Origin of the sequence: Shouchella phoenicis, from assembly GCF_047238345.1 — a bacterium.
Lineage (GTDB): Bacteria > Bacillota > Bacilli > Bacillales > Bacillaceae_D > Shouchella.
This window is the reverse complement of sequence record NZ_JBDFMQ010000001.1, coordinates 3,541,228-3,563,448: the sequence shown is the minus strand read 5'-3', so window position 1 is coordinate 3,563,448 and position 22,221 is coordinate 3,541,228. Positions and strand designations below refer to the sequence as shown.

The window sequence follows — 22,221 nt, the reverse complement described above, 5'->3', positions numbered from 1 at the left end:
CATAAATCTTGTTTATAATGGAACGTATGATTTTAGCAGTAAATGGCTTACACTAATAGATGATTCGATTCATGAAGATAATGGAGGGTGTGCCCGATTATGGTTGATTTGCAATCTTTGAAACAAGAAGAACTTGATGAGATGTCCCTAGTTGAAGCAGCATATGCAATTATGGTGAATAAAAGACAGGCGTTTAATTTTTATGATTTACTAGAGGAAGTTGCAAAGTTAAAAGGTCTTTCTAAGTCAGAGGCTGAATCAAGAATTTCTTTCTTATATACAGACTTAAATATTGATGGACGCTTTCTAACGCTTGGGGATAACCAGTGGGGATTGAAAGCTTGGTACCCTCATGAGCAGTCAGAAGAGGAAATCACTCATTCTGTGAAACCAAAACGTCGTAAAAAAGATGATGATGAAGATGACTTCGATGCGATTGACGAGCTTGAAGAAGACGAGTTTGAAGATCTAGAGGATGAACTAGATGAACTTGCAGACGAAGAAGATCATGATGAAGAAGAAGACGGAGAAGACGATGATTACTCCGATAAGGAAGAGGAAGACGAAGACCTAGGTGAATTTGATGAGGAAGAAGAAGGGTCAAATGAGGAAGAGGAAGATTAAAAAGTCTGCTTGACTTCTCTTCAATAACTAGGTAAAATCATTTTTGGGCTTATCATGAGCTTATATAATGGAGATAATAAACAAAAGTGCGCCCCATAGTATGCCTATGGCGACGTGTCACTTTTGTTTTTTTTTGATAGATGCATGTGTGAAGCAAGATCCCCTTAAAAGCTAAAGGAGGAAGTAGGATGGCAGCAAAATATATATTTGTTACAGGTGGCGTAGTTTCTTCACTAGGTAAAGGGATTACAGCTGCTTCATTAGGTCGTTTACTTAAAAATCGTGGATTGAAAGTGACGATTCAGAAATTTGATCCGTATATTAACGTCGATCCAGGGACAATGAGTCCATATCAGCACGGTGAGGTATTCGTAACGGATGACGGCGCTGAAACGGACTTGGATTTAGGACATTATGAACGTTTTATTGATATTAACTTAAGTCAAAATTCAAATGTAACGACAGGTCGTGTGTATTCGACTGTATTAAAGAAAGAACGTCGCGGGGATTATCTTGGCGGTACGGTTCAAGTTATTCCGCATGTGACGAACGAAATCAAAGAGCGGGTTTTGCGTGCTGGCCGTGAAACAGGAGCAGACGTCGTTATTACTGAGATTGGCGGTACAGTAGGTGATATCGAAAGCCTACCTTTCTTAGAGGCAATTCGCCAAATAAAGAGCGACATTGGTATGGAAAATGTCCTGTATTTACACTGTACATTAATTCCTTACTTGAAAGCGGCTGGGGAAATGAAATCAAAACCAACCCAGCACTCTGTAAAAGAGTTACGTTCTTTAGGCATTCAACCGAATGTCATCGTTGTCCGTACAGAGCGTCCGGTTCCACAAGATATGAAGGACAAGATTGCGTTGTTCTGTGACATTCGCAAAGAAGCGGTGATTGAAGCAGGAGATGCAGATACGCTTTACCAAGTACCGCTTGATCTTCAGGCACAAAAACTTGATCAGATCGTTTGCGATCACTTGCACTTAAACTGTGCAGAAGCAAACATGGATGAGTGGAACGCGCTTGTTGAACGTGTAAGCAATTTAAGCAAAAAAGTACGTATTGCCTTAGTTGGAAAGTATGTTGAATTACAAGACGCATACTTATCTGTAGCCGAGGCGCTTCGTCATGCAGGATACAATGTTGATGCAGATATTGAAATTGACTGGGTTTACTCTGAGCAAGTAAACGATGAAAATGTAGCAGCTCGCTTGAAAGATGCAGACGGCATTTTAGTTCCTGGTGGTTTTGGCGACCGTGGTGTTGAAGGGAAAATTGCAGCAACTCGCTATGCAAGAGAAAATAAAATTCCTTTCCTCGGCATTTGCTTAGGGATGCAACTTGCTTCTGTTGAGTTTGCCCGTACCGTGCTGGGCATGAAGGGAGCCCATTCTGCGGAATTAAATCCTGAAACGCCGTATCCTGTTATTGATTTACTTCCTGAACAAAAGGATGTGGAAGATTTAGGCGGTACATTACGTTTAGGTCTTTACCCTTGTAAACTTAAAGAGGGTTCAATTGCCCGTGAAGCGTATGGAGAAGAAGTGGTGTATGAGCGTCACCGCCATCGTTATGAGTTTAATAACGAATATCGCCAACAAATGGAAGACGCAGGATTTATCTTCTCTGGGACAAGCCCAGATGGACGACTTGTGGAGATCATTGAAATTGCCGATCACCCATACTTTATCGCGAGTCAGTTTCACCCAGAGTTTGTGTCACGTCCAACACGTCCACAACCTTTATTTAGAGAATTTGTGTCAAAATCTCTAGAGATGAAAGAGCAATAGGATCGTTTTCTAGAGAAGTGCGGTGGGATTGATTGTCCCGCCGTATTTTTTATGTTCATATTTTTTCAGAAGGTTTCCAATTGAGTGGAAGAGGGTACAAGACTAAGATTTCAAAAAACCTTAAAGGGGATTGAACATGAAAGCAGAGATTGTTCATACAAATCGTTTTTATTATGATACTTCTGTTGAGCAAAGCTTAAATTCGTTTCGATTAAAGCCGAAAACAGACGAGTTGCAGCGGTTACTTTCTTACCGAGTGGATATTAATCCAAATTCAACGACCGCTCAATCCGTTGATATATGGGGAAATAATGTCGAGACCTTCTTTATTGCAGAATCGCATCAATACCTTGAAATTAAAACGACCTCTGTAGTAAGCGTACAGCGAAGCCCGATAATTAATCATCTTGATTACACACCTGAAAGTAAGAAAATTTTCCATTCTGAAGTATTTAGAAGGCAGTATTTAGCGAGCTCAAAACAAACACCATACACCAACTTATCATTTGAGCAAACGGAAGAAATCGTTCAAAAAGTGGGCGATCCATTAAACCCAATTACGTTTTCTCGTGATTTAATGGCGTATTTATATGAAGTATTTACGTATGATACAGAAGCGAGTAATGTTCAAACATTGGCATCAGAGTCAGCTGACACACTTAGAGGCGTGTGCCAAGACTACGCTCATGTCATGATTGGTGTATTACGTTCACAGCGGATTCCAGCGCGTTATGTCAGTGGCTATCTCTATGTAGGTGAAGATTCTGCTTTGATTGGAGATGCGGCTAGTCATGCGTGGGTAGAAGTGATGATACCTGGAATTGGATGGGTCGGTCTTGATCCAACTAATAATGTGGAAGCATTGGAAAATCATATAATTGTATGTACAGGCAGAGATTATGGTGATGTGAGTCCAGTAGAAGGCGTTTATCGCGGAGGCGGGCATTCGTTAGATGTCAGTGTCGGTGTACATTTACTAGAGAAATGATGAACAAAAAGACTAGAGGGAAGGTACCTCTAGTCTTCAATTTCGTTAAGGATGTCGTCTATATTTAAATAAAGTTGGTTCGATAAGTAGAGCGCAGCGAGTAATCCAGGATGTCCGACACGCTCCCCTTTTTCATTTGGTGTTAGGCCCTTTGAAGCTCCAAGTGCAAACAAACTATCTACAAGGTGAGACCCTGTATACTCTTTTTCTGAAACGATTAAAATGACAGGCGTTCCTTCTTGTTGGCATGTAGATAAAATCGATTCAGTCTCTTGATCTGTTCCATCCGGCGAGAAAAGGAGAAAACGATCTAGAGCCGTTGGTGTTTGTTGGTCGTAGATTTTCACATTAGGGAATGGCTCAAATCCAGACGAAACCGCTTCTTCAAGCGCACGAAGTTCCTTGATTCCCTTGACATAAATCGTCCCATTTGCAATGATCGATTGGGATAAAAGTCTTGCCGCATTCTCTAATTCTTCTAGATGAAGGTCATTCATCTTTTTTAACAAACCGATTAGTTGAGTCGTATAAATTTTGTCCATATCGAATCCTCTCTCACATAATCCTGTTCATATTCTAGTTTCTGCTAAGATAAAATGCAAATTATTAAAGGAAACCCGCGAAACAACACGAATAAGAGTACAATGGAGAGGATGACTAGGAGGAGGATAAGATGGAACACAATGTGATGATCGTTGACGATCAATTTGGGATACGTGTACTGTTAACGGAAATTCTACAAAAAGACGGCTATCAGATGTATCAAGCGGCCAATGGGAAAGAGGCATTGGATATTCAAGAGATGGAGGAAATCGATATTGTCTTATTGGATATGAAAATTCCTGGTATGGACGGCGTTGAAATTTTAAAGAAAATGAAGGAACGTCAGCCAACGATTAAAGTCGTCATGATGACAGCTTATGGGGAGTTGAAAATGGTCAATGAAGCACTTGAAAATGGTGCGATTAGTTATATGGCGAAACCATTTGATATTGAAGATGTAAGGCAAGTAATTCGTCAAAATCTCTAAAAGTGTCAAAGATTAAAATTGGATCCGTTTACATTTAATTTCTAGCTCTTTCCTGGGTCATATCGAAAAAAGTTATGCTATAATAGATTCGGTTAAAGATTCGTGTGCCTAGGTAGGATGGTAATTTTATAATGATTTGATTACATAACTTTAGTATAAAAGGTTATTTTAACAAAGATAAGATCTACTTATTCGACCTAAGGTAAGAGAAATGAAGGAGGACAATTATGCCTTTAGTATCGATGAAAGACATGTTGAACAAAGCGAAAGCGGAAAGCTACGCGGTTGGTCAATTTAATTTAAACAACTTAGAGTTCACTCAAGCAATTCTACAAGCAGCTGAGGAAGAACAATCACCTGTAATTCTTGGTGTTTCTGAAGGTGCTGCTCGATATATGGGTGGTTTTAAGACAATTGTGGGATTAGTAGAGAATCTTATGGAAGAGTACAACGTTACGGTTCCAGTTGCGATTCACTTAGATCACGGTTCAAGTTTTGAGAAATGTGTAGAAGCAATTCATGCTGGATTTACATCTGTTATGATTGATGGTTCTCACTATCCACTAGAGGAAAACATTGCCCTTACGAAAAAAGTGGTTGATGTTGCTCATGCACTTGGTGTTTCTGTTGAAGCAGAGCTAGGTCGTATTGGTGGACAAGAAGACGATTTGATTGTTGATGATGCAGAAGCAGCTTACGCAATTCCTGAAGAGTGTAAAGCACTTGTTGAAGCAACGAATGTTGATTGCTTTGCGCCAGCTTTAGGTTCTGTACACGGACCTTACAAAGGCGAACCAAACCTTGGTTTCGATCACATGAAAACAATCGATTCTTTAGTCGGAATTCCATTAGTACTTCATGGTGGAACAGGTATCCCAACGAAAGATGTTCAAAAAGCGATTGAGTTTGGACATGCGAAAATTAACGTAAACACAGAAAGTCAGATTTCTTCAGCTAAAGCTGTTCGTGAAACACTTGCAGCTCAGCCTGAACAGTATGACCCGCGTAAATATTTAGGGCCTGCTCGCGACGCGATTAAAGCAACTGTCGCTGGTAAAATGAAAGAATTTGGTTCTTCAAATAAAGCGTAAGTGTGAACAAATTTTATAAAAGCAGTCAATGACTGCTTTTATTTCCATTTATGAATGAAACCGTTTTTTTATAGGGGGATGTAAAAATGAAATTTTTTATCGATACGGCAAACCTTTCTGAAATAAAAGAAGCACACGATCTTGGAATTTTGGACGGAGTGACAACAAACCCTTCTTTAGTAGCAAAAGAAAATGTTGAATTTCATGATCGCATAAAAGAAATTGCTGCTGTTGTACCTGGAAGCGTCAGTGCAGAAGTCATTTCTCTTGAAGCGGACGAAATGATTCGAGAAGGAAAAGAGCTTGCGAAAATCGCAGATAACATTACAGTAAAAGTACCAATGACAGTGGATGGACTAAAAGCGGTTCGTGCTTTGACGGAAGCAGGAATTGATACGAATGTAACGCTGATTTTTTCAGCAGCGCAAGCGTTGTTAGCGGCCCGTGCTGGTGCAACCTACGTATCACCGTTCCTAGGCCGCTTAGATGATATTGGTCATGATGGATTAAACTTAATTACAGATATTCGGACGATTTTTGATACACATGGACTAGACGCACAAATTATTGCAGCGAGCGTTAGACACCCGATTCACGTAAACGAAGCGGCGAAACGCGGTGCTCATATTGCAACGATTCCGCTTAAAGTGATTAAGCAATTAACAAAGCATCCGCTAACAGATAAAGGGATCGAACAATTTCTATCCGACTGGAATAAGTAAGGAAAGCGACATGGATTTGTGCATCACGAATAACTCTGAACATACTTATTCAAAAGGGATTAGGTATAAAAGGAAGGGATTATTATGCATAAACTGCTAATTAAAGGTGGGCAAACCCTCGAAGGAACTGTACAAATTAGTGGCGCGAAAAATAGCGCGGTTGCCCTCATTCCGGCCGCTATTTTAGCAGATAGTCCAGTTGTGATTGATAATCTTCCATCAATTTCAGACGTAGAGCTCTTAGCTGAACTCTTACGTGAAATTGGTGGCGAGGTCACAATGGATGATACTCAGATGAGAATTGAGCCTGAAAAAATGGTGGCCATGCCTTTACCAAATGGGCGTGTGAAAAAACTTCGTGCTTCCTATTATTTAATGGGTGCGATGCTCGGGAAATTTAATAAAGCGGTGATCGGTTTGCCTGGTGGGTGTAATTTAGGACCACGCCCGATTGACCAGCATATTAAAGGATTTGAAGCGCTAGGTGCCCGTGTGACAAATGAACAAGGTGCCATTTATCTACGAGCAGATGAGTTGCGTGGTGCAAAGATCTATCTTGATGTTGTAAGCGTCGGCGCAACGATTAACATTATGTTGGCAGCGGTAAAAGCAAAAGGGCAAACGATTATTGAAAACGCTGCAAAAGAGCCAGAGATTATTGACGTCGCTACCCTTCTCTCAAGTATGGGTGCCAAGATTAAAGGTGCAGGAACTAATGTGATTCGCATACAAGGTGTAACGGAGTTAACAGGATGCACTCACTCTATTATTCCTGATCGGATTGAAGCGGGAACGTATATGATTATGGCTGCTGCAATGGGCCAACGGGTTCAAATTGATAATGTAATTCCAACACATCTTGATTCGATTACGGCTAAGCTTAGAGAGATGGGTACAAAGGTCGAGGAAAAAGACGATCAAATGATCGTTGAAGGAATGATTGAAAAGAACGGTGTTGATATTAAAACGCTCGTCTATCCGGGATTCCCTACTGATCTTCAGCAACCTTTTACAAGTCTTTTAGTTAGCGCAAAAGGCACGAGCATTGTGACGGATACGATTTATGATGCCCGCTTTAAGCATGTAGATGAATTAAGACGCATGGGTGCAAATGTGAAAGTGGAAGGACGTTCAGCGATTGTAAATGGTCGTTCTCAGCTTCAAGGTGCAAATGTCCGTGCCAGTGATTTACGTGCAGGAGCGGCACTTATTATTGCTGGATTAATGGCAGACGGTGTGACGGAAATTTCTGGGGTCGAACATATCGATCGTGGCTATGAACACCTTGAAGAAAAGCTTCGTGATTTAGGAGCGATTGTGTGGCGTGAAGAGTTAAACGAAGAAGAAATTGAGCAAGTGAATCAATCATAAGGGCTTTACTATTCGGGAGGATACAAAACAATGGAACGTAGTTTATCAATGGAACTTGTCCGCGTGACAGAAGCGGCTGCGCTTGCCTCTGGTCGTTGGATGGGTCGAGGGAACAAAGAAGAGGCAGATCGAGCAGCAACAGAAGCAATGAGAGACGTGTTCGACACGATCCCGATGAAAGGGACAGTTGTTATTGGTGAAGGGGAAATGGACGAAGCACCAATGCTTTATATAGGGGAAAAGTTAGGCAATGGATACGGTCCTCGTGTGGATGTTGCAGTAGACCCACTTGAAGGGACAAATATCCTGGCATATGGTCAGTGGAATGCATTAGCCGTTTTAGCGGTTGCGGATCATGGCAATTTGCTCCACGCGCCTGATATGTATATGGATAAGCTCGCAGTTGGCCCTGAGTCTGTAGGAAAAGTGGATATTGATGCCCCTGTCCTTGATAATCTAAAAGCAGTTGCTAAAGCAAAAAATAAAGATATTGAAGATCTTGTTGTGACGTTATTGAATCGACCTCGCCATGAGAAATTAATTCATGACATTCGAAAAGCTGGTGCACGAATTAAATTACTGTCTGATGGCGATGTCGCTGCTGCTGTAAATACTGGCTTTGACGATACAGGTGTCGACTTATTAATGGGTTCAGGTGGGGCGCCAGAAGGTGTGCTTGCCGCCGCAGGACTTAAATGTTTAGGTGGCGATTTCCAAGGAAAACTGTTGCCACAATCAGACATTGAGCTTGCACGCTGTAAAGAGATGGGCATTACAGATGTAAACAAAATTCTTCGTATGGAAGATTTAGTTCGCGGAGACGATTGCATATTCGCAGCTACAGGCGTTACTGATGGAGAATTACTTACAGGAGTTCGTTACAAAGGAACGAAAGCAAATACCCAGTCCCTTGTTATGCGTGCGAAATCAGGTACGGTGCGATTTGTTGACGGCACGCATAGTATGAAGAAAAAACCAGATCTTGTTATGCGCTAAGACATAGTCAACACGGTGGCGCGATTCTGCTGTTGTTACGCGCGAATCGCGTCCATTTGATGTAAAATAATCTAAGGGAGTTTTTCTCCCTTTTTTTATTGATTAATTCTAGTAAATATGGTTAAAATAAAGTTTAGTTACTTCCTTCTATAAATACTTTTCTCCATTTTCCTTCCTTGTTAAAAAAATTCATGACTAAAGTTAAATGAGTAAATTTTATATATGTAGATAGATGTTTTCGTTCGTCGTCTGTCAAAAAAGGAATAGAACGATAATGATAAAGCGTGGTGACCTTAATGAGCGTAAATATTTCAGAATTAGAGAATATGACGTTAAAAGAATTGTATCAACAAGCAAAAACGTTTAAAGTCTCTTATTACAGTAAACTAACAAAAAAAGAACTAATCTTTGCTATTTTAAAAGGACAAGCGGAGCAAGATGGACTCTTGTTTATGGAAGGCGTACTTGAAATTATCCAAAGTGAAGGCTTTGGCTTTTTACGACCAATAAATTACTTACCAAGTACAGAAGATATTTATATTTCTGCATCTCAAATTAGACGATTTGATTTAAGAAATGGCGATAAAGTTTCAGGGAAAGTGCGTCCTCCTAAAGATAATGAGCGTTATCATGGCCTACTTCATGTTGAAGCGGTTAATGGCGATTCGCCTGAATCATCTAAAGAGCGACCTCATTTTCCGGCGCTAACGCCACTTTATCCAGATGTGAAAATCGATCTAGAATCGAAGCCAGGTCGTGTATCTTCACGAATTATTGATATGGTTTCGCCAGTTGGATTTGGACAACGTGGCTTAATTGTTGCCCCGCCGAAAGCAGGAAAGACTTCTTTAATGAAGGAAGTTGCCAATAGCATTGCGGAGAAGCATCCTTCTGTTGAATTAATCGTATTGTTAATTGATGAGCGACCTGAAGAAGTAACAGATATGGAACGTTCCATTAAAGGCGAAGTTGTTAGCTCGACGTTTGATGAAGTACCGGAGAATCATATTAAAGTGGCAGAGCTCGTGTTGGAACGTGCAATGCGTCTCGTTGAGCACAAAAAAGATGTGGTTATTTTAATGGATTCCATTACTCGCCTTGCTCGTGCGTACAATCTTGTTATTCCACCAAGTGGACGCACGCTATCTGGGGGGATTGACCCAGCGGCTTTCCACCGTCCAAAACGGTTCTTTGGTGCAGCGCGCAACATTGAAGAAGGCGGAAGCTTAACAATATTAGCAACGGCACTCGTTGATACAGGATCACGAATGGATGACGTCATTTACGAAGAATTCAAAGGGACAGGGAATATGGAGCTTCATTTAGACCGTCGTTTGGCAGAAAGAAGGATTTTCCCTTCTATCGATATTCGTCGTTCCGGTACACGAAAAGAGGAGCTTCTTATGCCGAAATCGCAGCTTGATAAGCTCTGGACGATCCGTAAAACAATGAATGAGTCGCCTGACTTTACCGACCAATTTATTCGTCGTGTGAAAGAAACGAAAACCAATGTCGAGTTTTTTGATGAAATGCAGGCAGAAATGACAGGCAAGCGTCGCTCTTAAAACTTGATCTTGCAATATGGTGGCTGTCTTGATATAATTTCGGTTATGTGAGGAAAACTCTGTTTCAAATTTGATTCAGGGCAAAAGGAGATGAAATGCAATGAAAGCAGAAATCCATCCAACGTATCAAAAAGTTGTATTCTTAGATACGAGCACGGGCTTCAAGTTCCTAACTGGTTCTACTCGTGGTTCTAACGAAACAGTTGAGTGGGAAGATGGCAACACTTATCCACTTATTAAAGTTGAGATTTCTTCGGATTCACACCCATTCTACACTGGTAAGCAAAAGCTTGCTGATGCTGGTGGTCGTGTTGATAAATTCAAAAAGAAATACAACCTATAAGAAGCAAAAGACAGGCAGTCACGATTGCCTGTCTTTTTTTATGATACACACGCTTTAGGAGGGTCATATGGCACAACTGTTTTTTAAATATGGTGCAATGAATAGTGGAAAATCCTTTGAAATTTTAAAAGTGGCTTCCAATTATGAGGAGCAGAACAAACCTGTATTGTTGTTTACATCTGGCATAGATACGAGAGATGAAGTTGGGTATGTATCCAGTCGTGTCGGCTTAAGGCGAGCCGCAATTTCGGTTTTTGCAGATACGAATATTTTTGAGGTTGTGAAACACGCGGAACAAAAACCGTACTGTGTATTAATTGATGAAGTTCAATTTTTATCAAAAGAACATGTGCGCCAGCTAGCTATGATCGTGGATGAGTTATCCATACCAGTAATGGCGTTTGGATTGAAGAACGATTTTCAAAACGAGCTGTTTGAAGGTAGTAGACATATGCTGATTTACGCAGATAAGATTGAAGAAATGAAAACCATTTGCTGGTTCTGTCATAAAAAAGCGATTATGAACTTACGTGTTGACGATAAAGGCAAGCCGATTTATACAGGGGATCAAATTCAAATTGGAGGCAACGATCAGTACTACCCCGTTTGCCGAAAATGTCACAGTAACCCACCGTTGTGAACAATTGAGAATGGGATGATCGTTCTTGTGGAACCCTAAGGTAGCCATATTTCGATATGGTAAAAGGGGGAGAAACATGAAGATCGCAAAAGTTATGACAGCGGGGTTTGCTGCCCTTGTATTGTTATCAGGATGTGGAAGCGATATGAATGCGACAAATGCGCACGAGAAACATGATCGTGGCATGGGTGCATTTGGTCCAGGGCCGCTTAACTTCGGACACATGAAGCATGAGAATGATTCATACCCGCAAGGACAAACGAATCTCGGTGCCAGTTATGTGAATCCAAATGCTAAGCATACGACGCTAGAAGATGATGCTCAATTCGTTGAAGAAATCATTGAAAAACATGGCTTCCGTTCAGGTGTTGCCATTGTAAATGGCGGCCACATCTATGCAAAAGCACATCCTGATCATGATTGGGACAAAGCGGAAACGGAGCAGCACCATAGAGAATTAGAGAAGGCGCTCAAAAATGAGATACCGCGTTACGATGTTCATCTCCGCTAAAAAAAAGCTGGACCCAGAGGCTCGATTCGAACCTTGTGGGTCAGCTTTTTTGTTTATCTAGGCTACGTTCGTCTGCGAGCTGTTTGTTGAAGAGGGTCCCAGACACTATTAAACGGTGGTGAATAACCTAAATCAAGCTCTTCAAGGTCTTGCATGGTCATGCCGTGGTACAACGCTGTAGCGAGCACATCGCATCGTTTATCGACACCTTTTGTACCGATAAATTGACCTCCTAACACTTCGCCTGTTTTTTCGTTGTATTGAAGCCGAATAAGAAGAGGCTCATGAGTGGGGTAATAAGCGGCAACGTGAGGGAGCTTAGCTTGTACACATTTGTAAGGAAAACCTAATTCTTCAATTTCTCGTGAAGATAAGCCTGTTCGCGCTAACGCTAAATCGAAAAATTGATAAATCTGTGTGCCGACGATTCCTTTAAAGACTCGAGGTTTTCCGCACATATTTAACCCGGCAATTCTCCCTTGTTTATTGGCGTGTGTGCCGAGAGGGAAGTACGTATCTTTATCAGTTAAGCGATGGTATTGGGTTGCGCAATCGCCAGCTGCATAAACATCTTCTACATTCGTTTCCATGTAACGGTTTACTTTAATTGCTCCGTTTTGATCAAGATGAATGCCTGTACTAGCAAGGAAATTTGTGTTTGGACGAACGCCTACCGCGACAATGACGAGGTCTGTTTTGCATTCAGATAAGTTGGTCACCACAGCGGTAACATTTCCTTCTTCATCGCTTTTAAATCCTTGAATATCATGATTTAAATCAAGTTGAATCCCTTCATCAATCGCTTTCTCATGAATATGATCCGTCATTTCTTTATCAAAATTCATCGCGAGTCGTGCGAATCGTTCAAGAATGCGGACTTGGTGACCGGCTTTGCAAACATTTTCCGCAATTTCAAGACCGATCGATCCACCGCCTATAACTGTAATATTGCGTCGCTTTCCTTCTAGACGCTCAATAATTTTCTTTGCATCTGGGATGGTTTTTAATGTGTAGATTCCGTTTAACTCTTTATTCTCCCAATCAGGTATAAAAGGTCTAGCACCAGATGCGATTAATAATTTATCGTAGGGTAGGTCAAAATGGTTTCCTGCTACGCGCTTTTCTTTGACATCAATGGATGTGACTTCGTGTTGAGTTCGCGCATCAATGCCGTGTTTAATTCGGTACGTATCTGCGTCACGCGCAACAAGTTTTTCTTCCCCTTCAATATCGCCGCCGATCCAGTAAGGAAGTCCGCACTGTGCGTATGAATAATGGTCTCCTTTTTCTAAAACGGTTATTTCTGCTTGGGCGTCGTTCCGTACAAGCTGCATCGCTGCACTCATCCCTGCCGCATCACCGCCAATAATGACATATTTCACCGTTATCCCGCCTTTTTTTCTGAACTTGTATTCGCTCTAGGTAGTATTCCCAAGAGAGGCAGAATACAAACCGCATCATGAGGGTGCATTGACCAGTAGAAGCGCCATATACTATAATAGATAGGATATGTAGCTAGCGGAATAAAGATGAGGTGACGTCGTGTTAGATCGTTTGCAATCTGTTGAAGATCGATATGATTTTTTGAATGAACAGTTAAGTGATCCAGATGTAATTAGTGATACAAACAAACTACGAGAGTATTCTAAGGAGCAAGCGCAAATAGAAGAAACCGTTCAAGCTTATCGCGAATATAAAGAAGTTCATGAGCAGCATCTTGAAGCAAAAGCGATGCTAGAAGATAAATTAGATGACGAGATGTACCAAATGGTGAAAGAAGAGCTTGAGGAATTGTCCACGCGTAAAGAAGAGTTAGAAGCTCGCTTGAAAATTCTTTTGCTACCAAAAGATCCGAATGATGATAAAAACGTTATTGTTGAAATTCGTGGAGCAGCTGGTGGAGATGAAGCGCAGCTTTTCGCATCGGATTTATTTAAAATGTACTATCGATTTGCAGAAGTGCAAGGGTGGAAAACGGAAATTATTGAAGCTCAGGCAAATGAAATTGGTGGCTATAAAGAAGTGATTTTTATGGTGAATGGATCAGGCGCCTATTCAAAGCTTAAATATGAAAACGGTGCTCACCGTGTTCAGCGTGTGCCGAAGACAGAATCTGGCGGACGGATTCATACGTCGACAGCAACAGTAGCTGTATTACCTGAGGCGGAAGAAGTGGAAATTGATATTCACGAGAAAGACATTCGCGTGGATACCTTCACATCAAGCGGTCCTGGTGGGCAGAGTGTTAATACAACAATGTCAGCGGTTCGGTTAACCCATTTACCAACCAATACCGTCGTATCGTGCCAAGATGAAAAATCACAAATTAAAAATAAAGAAAAAGCAATGAAAGTGCTGCGCGCGCGTATTTTTGATAAAGTGCAGCAAGAAGCGCATGCGGAATACGCAGATGCACGTAAAAGTGCGATTGGCACAGGCGATCGCTCTGAGCGAATTCGTACCTACAATTTTCCGCAAAGTCGCGTAACGGATCACCGTATTGGCTTAACGATTCAAAAGCTTGAGCAGATCTTGCAAGGCCAATTGGATGAAATTATTGATGCACTCATTGTGGAAGAGCAATCCGAAGCAATGAAGAATGCGGAATCGTGATGAAGAAGACGGTATACGAAGCTCTGAACTGGGCTTCGTCTTTTTTGCGAGATCATCAGCTTGAAGAACCAGCAGGTGAATGGTTATTGCGGCACCATTTGCAAAAAGATCGTGCGTCTTTATTAGCGGGTTTTCACGATTTTATGGACGAATCAACGTTAAAGGCGTTTGAAGAAGATGTCAAAACGTTGACGACTGGTGTGCCTGTCCAACATCTAATTGGGACGGAGTCGTTCTATGGGCGATTGTTTAACGTATCAAAAGACGTTCTTATCCCTCGTCCAGAAACAGAAGAGCTTGTGCTGGCAATTTTGCAACGGATCAATGGGGCGAAGCGAATTGTGGACATTGGAACTGGTAGTGGGGCGATTGCGATCACCCTTAAGCTAGAATCGCCAGAATCTCTTGTCACTGCAATTGACCTTTCAGAAGATGCGCTTGCTGTGGCGCAAAAAAATGCGAAAACGTTAAAGGCTGACGTTCTGTTTAAGCATGGAAATTTGTTTGAGCCTGTCCGTGGCAAAACGTTTGATGTCATTGTATCAAATCCCCCATATATTCCAGAAACCGATCGCGCATCACTGGCTGAACAAGTAAGAGAGTACGAACCAGCGCTTGCTTTGTTTGCTGGAGACGATGGGTTGGCCATTTATCGACGGCTTGCGAAAGACGCGCCGTTATACACTCATTCTGGGTCGATGATTGCCCTTGAAGTTGGAGCAGGGCAAGGAGAGTCAGTAAAAACCCTTTTCCAAGAACAATTTCCGACAGCGGTAATTGATGTCATCGAGGATATTAATAAAAAAGATCGAATTGTCCTCATCTCTGTAACTTAATAGACTACAAGATTGTCGAACGATTCGTTGTTTATATTGTGAGCGCCCTGACCATGCTATGGAGGAAGGGGCGGTGCTTACAATGAAAGCAAAAGCAATCATTTATCTATTAATCTCTTTATGTGTAGGACTAATGAGTTGGGAAGCGCAAAGCGTTCAAGCGGTCAGTCAGTTTCATCAAGAAGTCAATACAGATGATGCTATTCGTTTACGCATTCTCGCCAATAGTGATTCAGTCAGTGACCAAATGTTAAAGCGGGACATCCGCGATGAGATAAATGCAGAAATTACAAAATGGGTCAACGATGTTGAGACATTTGATGAAGCGGTAACAACGATTGAAGGAAATATGGATGAAATCGAAGCCATTGTAGAAAACGAATTAGCAAAGTACGGCAAAGACCAGCAATTTGATGTGGCGTTCAATGAAGATGTCTCGTTCCCAACTAAACTTTATGGCGACTTGGTTTATCCGGCAGGCTTATACCAGGCTGTACTTGTTACGCTTGGCGATGGTGAAGGTGAAAACTGGTGGTGTGTATTGTTTCCGCCGCTTTGCTTTTTAGATATGGACAATGCTGAAGCGAAAGAAGCAGAAGAAACAGAACCTGTGGACAATCAAGATGAAGTTGAAACGTCATTCTTTGTTGTGGATATGTTTGAATCTTTTTGGGATCGGTTATTTGGTTAATAGGCATATATGTACAAGCCTTCTCATAGAATGAAAAAAAGGAGGGCGTACTTATGCCATTAACCGTACGAAAAATGGAAGAAACGGATGTATTAGCTGTTCAGCACTTGTTTGCACGAGTCGGTTCAGCGACAACACCGAGTCAAATAGATAGTTTTGTTATCGTGGAAAACGAAGAGGGAACTTTAGTTGGTACAGTGGGTTTAGATAAAGTATCGGATGTCGGTTTGTTACGTACGTTAGTTATTGATAGTAAAAAGACTCACGCGATGGCGGCTGTTGAATTTATCCAGCTTGCGTTAGCGTTTGCCCATTCAGAAGGCGTTAATCAAGTGTACGCGCTTAGTGAAGGGAAAGCGTCACTGTTTGAACCTCTTGGATTTGAACGAGTAGCTGAAGGCCTTATCCCTCCTGAAATAAAACAATTAGACCATTATCAACAGATTGCCCGTTCAACTGACACGTTGGTTTGGTCCTATTCGTGTTCGCATATTGGATGATGCTTGTGGATTTGTGTATAAGTCTTGTGAATAAATGAAGATGTGGTGAAATATAGCTCGGTTTATCAACTTATAAACAGTTTATCCACAGCCGTGGATAAACTGTTTTTTCTTTTGATGCAATCGATAGATTAGTCTGATAAAATAGAGTGAATGTTAATATAGCAAGCATTTGAGCAATAAATGAAAAAAAGTGTTTTACAATGAAAGAGGCGAACAGATAGTGAGTTATAAACATACGAGAGTTTGGAATGTGGATAAAAATAAAACCATTGACGATCAAGCCTTATTCTTACAAGAATCGACAATGTGGATAAGGGATAATAAGCTTGTGGCGTTCCCAACGGAAACGGTCTATGGGCTAGGTGCCAACGCGCTATCAGACGATGCTGTCAGTGAAATTTTTAAAGCGAAAGGAAGACCGAGCGATAATCCACTGATTGTCCACATCGGTGAAAAAGAGCAACTTCATCAGTTAGTGGAAGAGATTCCAGATCATGCTCAACGTCTTATGGATGCGTTTTGGCCAGGTGCTCTAACGCTGATCTTTAAAGCAAAGCCGACTATTGCTAAGAATGTAACCGCTGGGTTATCAACTGTCGGCATACGGATGCCGTCTCATCCAATCGCTCAGATCTTTTTAAGAGAGTGTCAAGTGCCGGTCGCTGCTCCAAGTGCAAACCGCTCTGGGCGTCCTTCTCCTACTTCGGCTGAACATGTGTTGCTAGATTTAGATGGGCGGATTGATGGCATTGTTGATGGCGGAAAGACTGGCATTGGGCTAGAATCAACGGTTTTAAGTATTGTTGAAGAAACGCCTGTTTTGTACAGACCTGGTGGTGTGACGAAAGAAGAGATTGAGGACGTTATCGGAAAAATTGATGTGGATCGCTCATTGTTAAACCAAAAAGAACAACCGAAATCACCAGGAATGAAATATACACACTATGCGCCAGAAGCTGCTGTGTATATTGTGGAGGATGCAAATCAAATTCATTCTGCTATTCTAACGGCACAGGCAAGAGGAGAGCGTGTGGGCGTATTGGCTAAACACTATTACGATCAGGCGGACGAAAGCATCGATGCTCAATCGGTTCAAAAGCTGGCTCAAGTTCTTTATGAGGCGTTGCGAGAATTTGATAAAAGAGGAGTTTCCATCATTTTTGTTGAAGCCGTTTCGACCAGTGGGGTAGGAGAAGCCGTAATGAATCGACTTGAAAAAGCATCAGGAGGAAAGCGCCTAATGAAGAGATCTTAAAGCGCTGAACGTGTAATGAATGCTACAATAAGTGAATATAGTGGGATAAGCCTAACGTTTATGTATGGTGTTTTTGCAACAATATCGAGAAAGACAAGACTGCGGTGCAAAGGAGCATAAAATGGAGCATTCAAAGCAACGGTTTTTGTATAGGGCGGAAGTGGATCCAGCAACAGAAGTCATTTATGGAACAATTACGATGCAAGTCGATCGTAAAACATGTGAGATCCCTTATTATTTAATTTCGGATGAGGTATTTGGCCTCGACGAAAGCTATTTTTCCAATCAGCCCGAAATGGAAGAACTGTTAGGAATGATTGAATACTTCTATACGGAGTCAGAGCGATTGCTCGACACAGTGGCGATTTTCCCAAACATTCCAGATGAAATCGTGCGTTTGCAATCGTTTGGAGAGATCCTGCAGCAGTGGCAACGGTATTTTTTTCTTAGCAATGTAAAGGATGTTGGATTTCTTGTTTCTTATAACCAAGGCGGACGTACTCAATATATGAGAACGTTAGAGGAATTAGGATTTGAAGAAGTGCTGTCCTCTGAAGAAGAACAGAAGTCGTTTTACTTTTACAATGTGACGTACATTACCCCGGTCGACTTTCCGAATGATGACGACGGTGCAGTCCTGCAAAGTTTAAAAGATGCAGGCGTCGATATGAGCAAACCTCATGAAGTAGAATTTATCTTGCTTTGTTCGAATCGACGAATGGCTCGGAAAGTAGCGAAAATTATCGAATTAGAAGGCTATACCGTCGAAGTCGATGAGGATCGTGACCAAGGCGAGTACGTTTTAGCGTGCACACGCACGATTCCCCTTACACACCAGGAGATTATTCGAAGGTTAAGAGATTTAGAATCTTTAACGGCAAAATACGAAGTCACCATAGATGGTTGGGGAGCTATGGCTGAATAAACGATGCGATGTTCAGAGTAGAAACAATAAAAATTCAGTCGACCTATAAAAGAAAATGTTTTGAGTGAGTAAGCAAACTGTCTCCCTCTAATTGTAGGCACTTAAAAAGTGCAAACATTGGAGGGATTTTTTTATGTGAGTGGATTTCATTATTGCAAATCCAACGTCCGTGCTAAGGGCGTGCTATGTTTGTCTTCATCCTTTTTACATGGGGTTTTTATTAGCCTGTCTAAATTCCCGTGCCCGTGCATACATTCGAATAGCATGTTTTTACGGGAGGAGTTAAACAATGCACGAGATTGTGACGATAATGATTATGGCAGCAGCTTTAGGGATGGATGCATTCTCTGTAACCCTTGGTATGGGGATGTTAGGTCTAACAGGGAAACAAATTTTTCGTATAGGTGTCACGATTGGTTTGTTCCACGTTTTTATGCCACTACTAGGAATGTTGACAGGGCAATGGTTGTCAAGTAAATACGACGTAATCGCCACATACATAGGTGGAGGCATGCTACTTATAATTGGTGTTCAAATGATCTTGGCTTCTTTTTCTGATCAAGAGGATTCTAAATTGAAACCAATTGGGTTTGGCCTCTTATTATTTGCTTTAGGTGTAAGCTTAGATAGTTTCTCTGCTGGCTTGTCGTTTGGTATTTTAGGGACAAAAGTCATGCTGACCGTTTTAATTATTGGTGCAGTTAGTATGTGTTTATCTTGGATCGGCTTACTAATTGGCTCGAAATTTCATAAGTTAATTGGATCTTATGGAGAAGTTTTAGGCGGAATTATTTTGATTGGTTTTGGCTTAAAAATTATGCTTCCACTTTGATGAATCAACGGGGTCACTTGTGCTAAACTAATGAAACGTTGATAACAATTTAAGGAGTGGAAAGATGAAAAAGCAAAATATTTTAGTTATATGTACAGGCAATACATGTCGTTCTCCATTAGCAGAAGCCTATTTAAAAAAATACGGCGCAGACCGATATAATGTTAAATCAGCAGGCGTGAGTGCTGATCATGGACAGGTTATGTCTAGTGGTTCAAAAAAAATATTGGAAAAAGAAGGCATTAAAGTTGACCATAAGTCACAACCGCTATCTGACGAATTAATTCACTGGGCTGATAAAGTGTTAACGATGTCAGCTTCTCATAGAAAAATTGTTGAAGAGGGTTACCCTCATCAAAGTGTGTCAACTTTGCAAGAAGCAGCTGGAAAAGAAGGACACGATATTGAAGATCCTTTTGGCGGCAATGATGAGGATTATAAACAAGCTGCAAGACAAATCAAAACAGCGATAAAAGATTTCTTGCGGCAAACTTAATCGAAAAGGATGAATGTGAATGGAAGCAGGGAAAAAGGTCTCTAAAAGGTACAGGTTTAGTATTCGAAAGAAGATTGTATTAGGTGTTAGTGCAGTGGCAGGCATTACGTTTGCTACGAGTGCCATCATTCTGTACTTTTTAGCAGATTACGTTGCTTCAATGTTGAACATTGATCCTACATGGTTAACGTTGCTTGTTTTATTAGCCGGAGTCATTTGGAGTGGGATTTTAGGTTACTTTTTATCAACGATCATTACGAAGCCGTTAGCGCAACTTGAACAAGCGGTGACAGAAGCGGCTTCAGGTGTAATTGATCAAAATGTAGAGCTATCAAAATCCGATGACGAATTACGAGCGTTAGGCGTTGCCTATAATAAAATGCTTTCAAGTTTACATGGAATGGTTCACGATATTGATCGTAACTTTGTGGAAACGGAAGAACGTGTGCAGCAATTAAGTCTTGCTACAGCCACATCTTCATCTCAAGCGGAACAGATTGGTTTCACGATGGGAGAAATTGCGAGCGGTGCTGAAAACGCGGCCCAAGCGATTCAAGAAACGGTGTTTTCTCTTGAAGAAACAACAGAGATGGCAAATGAAATGCAAAATAAAGCGTCTCAATCCGCCGAACAAGCCAATGAAATGGGCGGATTGCTTGTAACGAGTCGCGAAATGACAACGAGTCTCGTTAAAGGGATTGAAGATTTAACAACAAAGCAAGAGCATTCACTTGACTCAGTGCATCGTTTAGAGGAGCAAGCGCAAGAAGTTGGTAGCATTACAGCATTCGTTGGTACGATTGCAAAGCAGACGAATTTACTGGCTTTGAATGCGTCAATCGAAGCCTCTCGTGCAGGAGAGCACGGCCGTGGATTTGCGGTTGTAGCGAGTGAGGTACGAAAGCTTGCTGATGAAAGTACACAAGCAGTGGAATCCATTAATCAATTAATTTCCACCATTCAAGAAGAAGTGAAGCAAGTTGTGAAAAATATCGAGGAACAAGTGACGGTTGCGAGGGTGCAGTCGGAACAAGGTGAAAAGACAACGAATGCAATTCTTGAAATGGAATCATCTGCAAAGATCGTTACGGAAATGATTGAAGTCATTTCCAATTTGTCGGACAAGCAGAAGCAATCGATTGAAGCAAGTTCTGTTAAAACAGAAGAAGTTGCTGCGATTGCCGAACAAACGTCTGCAGGTGCTCAGGAGGTAACGGCAATGACTGAAGAGCAGACTACGGCGTTAGAGGAAATTGAAACATTGTCAAAAGACTTGGCAAATCAAGCCAAGCAATTGAAGACAACGATCGAAAAGTTTACAATAGAATCAAACCAATAAAAGCGTCCTAACTAGACGCTTTTTGTATGGGGAAAATGAAGGAGTGTGCACAATGAGAATAGCAATTGCATCCGATCACGGCGGAATTCGGTTAAAAGACGAGTTAATTGAGGTAATAAAGGACTTAGGGTTTACGTACGAAGATTTTGGTTGTAACTGTGAAGGGTCTGTTGATTACCCGGATTATGCGTTGCCAGTTGCGGAAAAAGTTGCTCAAGGTGATTTCGACCGCGGTATTCTTGTTTGTGGTACAGGCATTGGGATGTCTATTGCTGCGAATAAAGTAAAAGGCATTCGTTGTGCCCTTGTTCACGATGTTTTCAGTGCTAAGGCAACACGTCAGCATAATGATACAAATATGATTGCAATGGGTGAACGTGTAATTGGGCCAGGTCTGGCAGGAGAAATTGTGCGCACATGGTTGGGCGAAGAATTTGAGGGTGGCCGCCATACAAATCGAATTGATAAGATTTCAAGTTACGAGGATACGCACCGCTAATGTCGATCGAAGCGCGTTTATATGAAGGGTTGCAAGCTTTTCAACGACAAGTCCCTCATTTACATGCAAAACTTTTTGTGGTGGGAGTCTCAACGAGTGAAGTTGCGGGGAAGTCTATCGGCAAAGAAGGTTCCATGGACATAGCAGCGGATATCTACCGGGCATTATCTCGGTTTCGAGAGGAAACCAATGTTCAATTCGCCTTTCAATGTTGTGAGCATTTAAACCGTGCGCTTGTCGTTGAGCGTAAAGTAGCTGAATTAAAAGGATTTACAGAAGTCAGTGCTATTCCTGTACGCCAAGCGGGTGGCGCAATGGCAACCTATGCTTTCCGACAATTTGAGGACCCTGTTCTGGTTGAACACGTTCAAGCCGATGCAGGAATTGACATTGGTGATACGTTTATCGGCATGCATATCAAGCCTGTATTAGTGCCAATTCGCGTAGGTATTACAACAATTGGTTCAGCGCACGTTACATTTGCTAGCAGTCGTCCAAAGTTAATTGGTGGAGAGCGAGCCAATTACAGAATTGGTGAATAATTTGTAAGTTCAT

General features: G+C 41.5%; 25 protein-coding genes. 23 read left to right on the top strand and 2 right to left on the bottom strand.

Annotated elements, in window-relative coordinates; translation table 11 throughout:
- The first annotated feature begins 99 nt into the window (after positions 1-99).
- The 3 genes from rpoE to ABC361_RS19010 all read left to right on the top strand — a co-directional run bounded on the left by rpoE (position 100) and on the right by ABC361_RS19010 (position 3,408).
- Positions 100-624 carry a DNA-directed RNA polymerase subunit delta gene (rpoE, locus tag ABC361_RS19020; protein ID WP_413075406.1) on the top strand — a complete coding sequence of 175 codons (525 nt, stop codon included), beginning with the start codon at positions 100-102 and terminating at the stop codon, positions 622-624.
- A 188-nt stretch (positions 625-812) separates the two neighbouring features.
- A complete protein-coding gene (gene pyrG / locus ABC361_RS19015; RefSeq protein ID WP_413075405.1) occupies positions 813-2,420 on the top strand; it encodes a CTP synthase in 1,608 nt (535 codons plus the stop codon).
- Between the two features lie 136 nt (positions 2,421-2,556).
- Positions 2,557-3,408 (top strand): transglutaminase family protein, encoded by an 852-nt coding sequence (locus tag ABC361_RS19010; protein ID WP_413075404.1) that lies wholly within the window; start codon positions 2,557-2,559, stop codon positions 3,406-3,408.
- Between the two features lie 29 nt (positions 3,409-3,437).
- Here the strand turns inward: ABC361_RS19010 and ABC361_RS19005 are convergent, their stop codons facing one another.
- A complete protein-coding gene (locus ABC361_RS19005) occupies positions 3,438-3,950 on the bottom strand; it encodes a DUF2529 family protein (protein WP_413075403.1) in 513 nt (170 codons plus the stop codon).
- A gap of 131 nt (positions 3,951-4,081) precedes the next feature.
- Between ABC361_RS19005 and ABC361_RS19000 the strand changes: the two genes are divergently transcribed.
- The 9 genes from ABC361_RS19000 to ABC361_RS18960 all read left to right on the top strand — a co-directional run bounded on the left by ABC361_RS19000 (position 4,082) and on the right by ABC361_RS18960 (position 11,677).
- Positions 4,082-4,438, top strand: coding sequence for a response regulator (locus ABC361_RS19000; RefSeq protein WP_099304538.1), 357 nt, complete (start codon positions 4,082-4,084; stop codon positions 4,436-4,438).
- A gap of 227 nt (positions 4,439-4,665) precedes the next feature.
- Entirely contained in the window at positions 4,666-5,529 is an 864-nt protein-coding gene (gene fba / locus ABC361_RS18995; protein WP_099304536.1) for a class II fructose-1,6-bisphosphate aldolase, read from the top strand.
- 86 nt (positions 5,530-5,615) lie between these two features.
- Positions 5,616-6,251, top strand: coding sequence for a fructose-6-phosphate aldolase (gene fsa / locus ABC361_RS18990; RefSeq protein WP_413075402.1), 636 nt, complete (start codon positions 5,616-5,618; stop codon positions 6,249-6,251).
- An 84-nt stretch (positions 6,252-6,335) separates the two neighbouring features.
- A complete protein-coding gene (murA, locus tag ABC361_RS18985) occupies positions 6,336-7,622 on the top strand; it encodes a UDP-N-acetylglucosamine 1-carboxyvinyltransferase (RefSeq protein ID WP_413075401.1) in 1,287 nt (428 codons plus the stop codon).
- A gap of 30 nt (positions 7,623-7,652) precedes the next feature.
- Positions 7,653-8,618, top strand: coding sequence for a class II fructose-bisphosphatase (gene glpX, locus ABC361_RS18980; protein WP_413075400.1), 966 nt, complete (start codon positions 7,653-7,655; stop codon positions 8,616-8,618).
- A 296-nt stretch (positions 8,619-8,914) separates the two neighbouring features.
- On the top strand, positions 8,915-10,183 hold the full coding sequence (rho, locus tag ABC361_RS18975; RefSeq protein ID WP_413075399.1) for a transcription termination factor Rho: 1,269 nt from the start codon (positions 8,915-8,917) through the stop codon (positions 10,181-10,183).
- A gap of 100 nt (positions 10,184-10,283) precedes the next feature.
- On the top strand, positions 10,284-10,526 hold the full coding sequence (locus tag ABC361_RS18970; RefSeq protein WP_035394274.1) for a type B 50S ribosomal protein L31: 243 nt from the start codon (positions 10,284-10,286) through the stop codon (positions 10,524-10,526).
- Positions 10,527-10,593: 67 nt separating this feature from the next.
- A complete protein-coding gene (locus ABC361_RS18965; protein WP_099304526.1) occupies positions 10,594-11,166 on the top strand; it encodes a thymidine kinase in 573 nt (190 codons plus the stop codon).
- A gap of 76 nt (positions 11,167-11,242) precedes the next feature.
- Positions 11,243-11,677, top strand: coding sequence for a hypothetical protein (locus ABC361_RS18960; RefSeq protein ID WP_413075398.1), 435 nt, complete (start codon positions 11,243-11,245; stop codon positions 11,675-11,677).
- Positions 11,678-11,739: 62 nt separating this feature from the next.
- On the opposite strand, the gene ABC361_RS18955 is transcribed toward ABC361_RS18960, so the two are convergent.
- A complete protein-coding gene (locus tag ABC361_RS18955; protein WP_413075397.1) occupies positions 11,740-13,059 on the bottom strand; it encodes an FAD-dependent oxidoreductase in 1,320 nt (439 codons plus the stop codon).
- 160 nt (positions 13,060-13,219) lie between these two features.
- On the opposite strand from ABC361_RS18955, the gene prfA reads away from it, so the two are divergent.
- From prfA to ABC361_RS18900, 11 genes are all read left to right on the top strand, one after another.
- Entirely contained in the window at positions 13,220-14,290 is a 1,071-nt protein-coding gene (gene prfA / locus ABC361_RS18950) for a peptide chain release factor 1 (RefSeq protein WP_413075396.1), read from the top strand.
- Positions 14,290-15,126, top strand: coding sequence for a peptide chain release factor N(5)-glutamine methyltransferase (gene prmC / locus ABC361_RS18945; RefSeq protein WP_413075395.1), 837 nt, complete (start codon positions 14,290-14,292; stop codon positions 15,124-15,126). The genes prfA and prmC overlap by 1 nt, the downstream gene beginning before the upstream one ends.
- Positions 15,127-15,208: 82 nt before the next feature.
- Positions 15,209-15,817, top strand: a complete 609-nt coding sequence (gene spoIIR, locus ABC361_RS18940) for a stage II sporulation protein R (protein ID WP_413075806.1) — start codon at positions 15,209-15,211, stop codon at positions 15,815-15,817.
- A 53-nt stretch (positions 15,818-15,870) separates the two neighbouring features.
- The gene (locus ABC361_RS18935) at positions 15,871-16,317 is read left to right on the top strand and encodes a GNAT family N-acetyltransferase (RefSeq protein ID WP_413075394.1); all 447 of its coding nucleotides are present in this window, start codon (positions 15,871-15,873) and stop codon (positions 16,315-16,317) included.
- Between the two features lie 223 nt (positions 16,318-16,540).
- Entirely contained in the window at positions 16,541-17,575 is a 1,035-nt protein-coding gene (locus ABC361_RS18930; protein ID WP_413075393.1) for an L-threonylcarbamoyladenylate synthase, read from the top strand.
- A 121-nt stretch (positions 17,576-17,696) separates the two neighbouring features.
- Positions 17,697-18,500 (top strand): ribonuclease E inhibitor RraB, encoded by an 804-nt coding sequence (locus ABC361_RS18925; RefSeq protein WP_413075392.1) that lies wholly within the window; start codon positions 17,697-17,699, stop codon positions 18,498-18,500.
- Positions 18,501-18,789: 289 nt separating this feature from the next.
- Complete coding sequence (locus tag ABC361_RS18920; RefSeq protein ID WP_413075391.1) at positions 18,790-19,332, top strand: manganese efflux pump MntP; 543 nt, start codon at positions 18,790-18,792, stop codon at positions 19,330-19,332.
- Between the two features lie 64 nt (positions 19,333-19,396).
- Positions 19,397-19,828 carry a low molecular weight protein arginine phosphatase gene (locus tag ABC361_RS18915; RefSeq protein ID WP_413075390.1) on the top strand — a complete coding sequence of 144 codons (432 nt, stop codon included), beginning with the start codon at positions 19,397-19,399 and terminating at the stop codon, positions 19,826-19,828.
- Positions 19,829-19,847: 19 nt separating this feature from the next.
- Positions 19,848-21,167 (top strand): methyl-accepting chemotaxis protein, encoded by a 1,320-nt coding sequence (locus tag ABC361_RS18910; protein WP_413075389.1) that lies wholly within the window; start codon positions 19,848-19,850, stop codon positions 21,165-21,167.
- Positions 21,168-21,219: 52 nt separating this feature from the next.
- A complete protein-coding gene (rpiB, locus tag ABC361_RS18905) occupies positions 21,220-21,666 on the top strand; it encodes a ribose 5-phosphate isomerase B (protein WP_413075388.1) in 447 nt (148 codons plus the stop codon).
- Positions 21,666-22,208: a TIGR01440 family protein gene (locus ABC361_RS18900; RefSeq protein WP_413075387.1), complete on the top strand. Its 543-nt coding sequence runs from the start codon at positions 21,666-21,668 to the stop codon at positions 22,206-22,208. Before rpiB ends, ABC361_RS18900 begins: the two co-directional genes overlap by 1 nt.
- Positions 22,209-22,221: the final 13 nt, after the last annotated feature.